The 612-nt window shown below is 69.0% G+C and carries 1 pseudogene; it reads left to right on the plus strand.

Annotated features, from left to right (window positions below):
* Positions 1-49 precede the first annotated feature (49 nt).
* Positions 50-612: pseudogene (locus IEV67_RS18885) on the plus strand (ISL3-like element ISPfr2 family transposase); the annotation flags it as partial.

Here is a 612-nt window from a genome sequence, read left to right on the forward strand (position 1 = left end):
GTCTCCCGACGATGGAGGTTCCTACGCCATCCATCGGAAAGACCTCGACGTGCCCGACGCTACCCCGCCGGCCGGCTTCGGCCGCCCTGACCTGACCGCCTTCGCTCGACTCGACGGCCTCGGTCTGAGCGTGACCGGACAACGACTTGAACCGGATCGTGCGGTCCTCGCGTGCCGCGTGGTGGAACCAGATCAGTGGTGCCGGCGGTGCGGCAGCGAAGGCGCCGCTCGTGACACCGTGATCCGGCGGTTGGCCCACGAGCCGCTGGGCTGGCGACCGACCGTGCTGGAAGTTGTAGTGCGCCGCTACCGCTGTGCCGACTGCGGACACGTGTGGCGCCAAGACACCAGCGCCGCGGCGGAGCCACGCGCGAAGCTCTCGCGCACCGGGCTGCGGTGGGCGCTGGAAGGGATCGTGGTCGCACACCTCACCGTCGCACGTGTCGCCGAGGGACTCGGGGTCGCGTGGGACACCGCCAACAACGCGGTCCTGGCTGAAGGCAAGCGGCTGCTGATCAACGACCCCACGCGGTTCGAGGGCGTGAAGGTCATTGGCGTCGATGAGCACGTCTGGCGCCACACCAGGCGTGGCGACAAGTACGTCACCGTGAT

The organism is Microbacterium murale (genome assembly GCF_014635185.1).
Taxonomy (GTDB): domain Bacteria; phylum Actinomycetota; class Actinomycetes; order Actinomycetales; family Microbacteriaceae; genus Microbacterium; species Microbacterium murale.